Origin of the sequence: Acinetobacter sp. HR7 (assembly GCF_000773685.1) — a bacterium.
Lineage (GTDB): Bacteria > Pseudomonadota > Gammaproteobacteria > Pseudomonadales > Moraxellaceae > Acinetobacter > Acinetobacter thermotolerans.
Genome location: NZ_JPQO01000096.1, coordinates 1 through 4,207, shown reverse-complemented (window position 1 = coordinate 4,207; position 4,207 = coordinate 1). Strand labels below are relative to the sequence as shown.

Genomic DNA, 4,207 nt, shown 5'->3' with positions numbered 1-4,207 from the left:
TTGTTTGCACTCATATTTTAATGATTTGGACTCAGGTTTTTTATTTAAATCAAACTATGGGACAGCAGTGCCCAACTGGGTGCTTTTTTTATCATCGAATCAAATTAAAAAATTAGCTGCTTTGCAGATTATCCATAAATTGCTGAACAATTTGTTCAGATGTAGATTCTAAAACTGAAGCAAATTTCTGGTTTTCAGCACGTAATGCAGGAATATTGATCCCGGCTTTACGTAATTCACAAGTATGACCAATCAGCCATTTTTCCAGACTATCTGCTGCGACTTCAGGATGGAATTGCAGGGCCAAAATATTTTCACCGACACGGAAAGCCTGATTCGGATACAGGGTAGAGCTTGCTAATAGTTCCGCCTGGACTGGGAGGTCAAAAGTATCGCCATGCCAATGCAGTACTTCAGTATTTTCTAAAACAGCGAGTGGATTATTTGCGACTTGGGTTAAAGTGAGTTTAGACCAGCCAATTTCTTTGACATGACCTGAATAAACCTTTCCACCCAGTGCATGTGCAATCAGTTGTGCGCCTAGACAGATGCCTAAAGTCGGTAAATTCTGCTCTAAGCGTACTTTTAGTAAGGTGATTTCTTGCTGTAAGAAAGGGTAGTCTTCAGTTTCATAGACTCCGATAGGACCGCCTAAAATGACAATTAAACCTTTGTGTTCATAGGCCTTGGTCAGGTCATCCACACCGGCTTCAAAATAGCGTACCCGCAAGTCGAGCTGATAAAAAACGTCTTCCCAAGCACCCAAATCTTCAAAGGCAAGATGCTGGATGGCATAGACGGTGTCAGGAAACTCATCAAAATTAAGCATGGTCGTGTCAAATTAAGGAAATGATTTAATTTAACGCGAATCTAATGTCTTGAAAAGTCTTATATAAATCAATGTGCTACTGCACCAAAATAGTACCTGTTTGCAATTGATTAAATTCTGTAAAGATACTCTGCTATTGTTTATCTAAGTTTAGGTATAGATTGAAATAATCACCTTATGCAATGCGCATAGAACTCCATTCCTTATAACAACTCCATCATGAGGAGCCTCACTATGCAACGTCTTAGCCTGTATATTGATCGAAAAAGAATCAGCCCCTATGCCATGTCAGCTTTTGTGGCCCTCAGAGAAAAGCGTGTTGAATTTCAGGAAGTTAAAATCGACCTAGATAAGGAGGAAAACAAGTCAGATACCTATTTGCGCGTGTGTAAAAGCGGGAAAATTCCTTGTTTAACCGTGGATAATGGGTCGATTTTTGAATCAATGGCGATCACTGAATTCCTGGATGAGCTGTTTCCTGCGCCAGAGTATCCTGCCATTTACCCAAAAGATATTTATGCCCGTGCCAGATGTCGTGCCGCGCAGTTGCTAGTTAAATCGGATTTTGGCTTGATTCGTGAAAATATGCCATCAACAGGGATATTCCAGCCACCACCACAGCAATTTATTCCAGATCGCAATACCCAGGCAGAGGTCGATCGACTGGTTCGTGTCGCAGAGTCTTTGATTGGTGATGTATGGATTGGTTCCCAGTGGAGTATTGCTGATTTTGATCTGGGTTTTATGTTGCATCGCTTGATCAGTTATCAGGTGCCAATTCCAGAAAAACTATATAGTTATGCGATGCGTAACTTTGAGCGGGAATCGGTGCATGTGTGGTTTAAATTAAGGGAACTGGAACGTGGTACCTGGGATCCATCACCTTTTGATGTACCTTAAATTTGACAATGATTTTATGCTGAAGAAATATTCAAATTTACCTGTTCGATAGACAATCAATAACTCCTGATTTTGCACTAGTCAGGAGTTATTTATTGGAGATATTCTGTTTTAAGCATTATTTTAATAACTTTAATAAGGCATCTGCTGTTGCTGCAGAAGAAGCCGGATTTTGACCGGTAATCAGTAAACCATCCTGCTGTACGTGTACTTGCCAGTCCTCGGCTTTGGAATACTTGCCGCCATTTTCCTTAAGCATATCTTCTACCAAAAAAGGCACAATATTAGTCAGCCCGACAGCAGCTTCTTCACTATTACTAAAGCCAGTGACATTTTTCCCAGCAACAACCGGTTTGCCTTCAGTATTTTTAACATTTTTTAATACGCCTGGCGCATGACAGACTAGTGCAACCGGTTTATTGGCTTGTAGGGTTTGCTGAATTAAATGGATCGAGTTTTCATCGTTCGCTAAATCCCATAAGGGGCCATGACCACCTGGATAGAACACTGCATCAAAGTTCTCAATATTTACTTCACTTAAGGGCACAGTTTTCGCCAATGCTCGCATGGCTTGATCATCTGCCTCAAAACGCCGGGTAGCTTCAGTTTGTGCATCTTGAGTGCCACTTTTCGGATCAAGTGGTGGCTGACCACCTTTAGGTGAAGCAAGGGTGACTTCGGCACCCGCATCGATAAAACGGTAATAAGGAGCAGCCAGTTCTTCCAGCCAGAAACCAGTTTTTTCACCAGTTTCTCCCAGTTGATCATGTGAAGTCAGAACAATCAGAATTTTCATAGGACTACCTGAAATGATGTTATTTTTTGAATAGGAAAATATAAAGTCGGTTGAAATGAAAGCTTGATTTAAATGGGTTGTCTTAGATCAGCGTTTCTTAACACTATTTTAATTGGCAGCTATTTATCACTTTTCTTTTTCTTGCCACCGCCATCTTGTTTATTGACGGTTGACCAAGCAATACGTTCAGCATCTTCCTGAGAACGTCCTTGATCTTTTTCACTGTCTTCAATATGTTTTGCTTGGCGTTTCTGTTTATCAGTATAAGCCGATTTATCACCTCTAGGCATGACCTAATCCTCTATCCGAATAGTTGTGAAAATGACTATAGCAAGGACTGAATTTATACAGGGTAAGCATCTGTCAGGGTTTGTTGGGAAATGTTTTAGTGCTTAAATATTTTTAATTTCGGGTAAGACTGACTATTAATTTCATATAAGACTTCAAATAAAAGATAACGACCTACATAGACCGTTATCTTTTATTCATTTTAACCATTAATAATGCTACCACCATTTACATGAATGACCTGGCCAGAAATATAGCTGGCTTCATCACTAGCCAGGAATAAATAGGCAGGGGCGACTTCACTCGGTTGCCCCATGCGACCCATCGGCGTGTCTTTACCGAACTCTTTGAGTGTTTCTGCATCAAAACTACTTGGAATAAGTGGTGTCCAAATCGGTCCGGGAGCAACGCCATTGACCCGAATTCCGGTTTTTTGTTTGAGCAGGCTGGTGGAGAGGCTGCGGGTAAAAGAAGTAATCGCACCTTTGGTACTGGAATAATCAATCAGCTCATCATGACCATGGTAGCTGGTAATACTCGTGGTATTAATAATGCTGTCGCCAGCCTGCATATGGGGCAGCACGGCCTGTGTCAAATGAAACATACTGAGAATGTTGACATTAAATGTTTTATTCAGCTGTTCTGGAGAGATGTCGGTAATACTTTTCTGTGGGTACTGTACACCAGCATTATTTACCAAAATATTAATAGTTTTAAATTCCTGAATGGTCTGTTTAACCAGGTCTTGAATTTCAGAGGGTTGTTGCAGGTCACATTTTATCAGCAGACAGCGCTGACCTTCAGCCTCGACCAGCTTTTTAGTGTCCTGTGCATCTTGGTCTTCGTCCAGATAACAGATGGCGATATCGGCACCTTCACGAGCAAACAGGATAGAAACGGAACGTCCAATACCACTGTCACCGCCAGTAATTAAGGCAACTTTTCCTTTTAATTTTTCACTACCTTTATAGTTAGATTTGATGATTTCAGGCTCTGGATCCATACGAGTTTGCACGCCAGGTTGATGGTCTTGGGTTTCGGTTGAATTTGGGGTTTCAGGATAATGATTCATATTTTTTCAGTTCCATTGTTTGAGGTTATAGGCAGAAAAAATATATTAGGGAGATTTTTGAGAAATAGTCTGAGAGCTGACATTTCATAACACACACTATGAAAGGTCTTACAAAATTGAAATCTTTAAAAAAGCCATAAAAGCAAATGACGTTTGCTACATTTATTGAACTAATCAAGTATTAGACTAAAGAATGAATCAGAGCATAAATTAAAAAATAGAATCATTTTGGAGCTTTTGTAAAAGAAGGCTAGCAAAGTTTAACGGCATATCAAAAGAGTACTTTGATTATCATCTTAAAGAAACTGAATGGCGTTGGATG

General features: G+C 40.2%; 5 protein-coding genes and 1 pseudogene. 2 read left to right on the top strand and 4 right to left on the bottom strand.

The features are described 5' to 3' along the window. Positions 1-112: 112 nt before the first annotated feature. Positions 113-829, bottom strand: coding sequence for a glutamine amidotransferase (locus GW12_RS05555; RefSeq protein ID WP_034584537.1), 717 nt, complete (start codon positions 827-829; stop codon positions 113-115). Between the two features lie 234 nt (positions 830-1,063). Here GW12_RS05555 and yfcF point away from each other — a divergent pair, with 234 nt between their 5' ends. Beyond that, complete coding sequence (gene yfcF / locus GW12_RS05550) at positions 1,064-1,729, top strand: glutathione transferase (RefSeq protein WP_034584536.1); 666 nt, start codon at positions 1,064-1,066, stop codon at positions 1,727-1,729. Between the two features lie 118 nt (positions 1,730-1,847). Here yfcF and GW12_RS05545 read toward each other — a convergent pair whose 3' ends face one another. From GW12_RS05545 to GW12_RS05535, 3 genes are all read right to left on the bottom strand, one after another. Continuing rightward, positions 1,848-2,525, bottom strand: coding sequence for a type 1 glutamine amidotransferase domain-containing protein (locus tag GW12_RS05545; RefSeq protein ID WP_034584535.1), 678 nt, complete (start codon positions 2,523-2,525; stop codon positions 1,848-1,850). A 119-nt stretch (positions 2,526-2,644) separates the two neighbouring features. Next, a complete protein-coding gene (locus tag GW12_RS15775; protein ID WP_034584534.1) occupies positions 2,645-2,815 on the bottom strand; it encodes a hypothetical protein in 171 nt (56 codons plus the stop codon). 200 nt (positions 2,816-3,015) lie between these two features. Further along, on the bottom strand, positions 3,016-3,885 hold the full coding sequence (locus tag GW12_RS05535; protein WP_034584532.1) for an SDR family oxidoreductase: 870 nt from the start codon (positions 3,883-3,885) through the stop codon (positions 3,016-3,018). A gap of 217 nt (positions 3,886-4,102) precedes the next feature. Between GW12_RS05535 and GW12_RS16205 the strand changes: the two are divergent. Beyond that, positions 4,103-4,207 (top strand): annotated as a pseudogene (locus GW12_RS16205) (IS1595 family transposase); the annotation flags it as partial.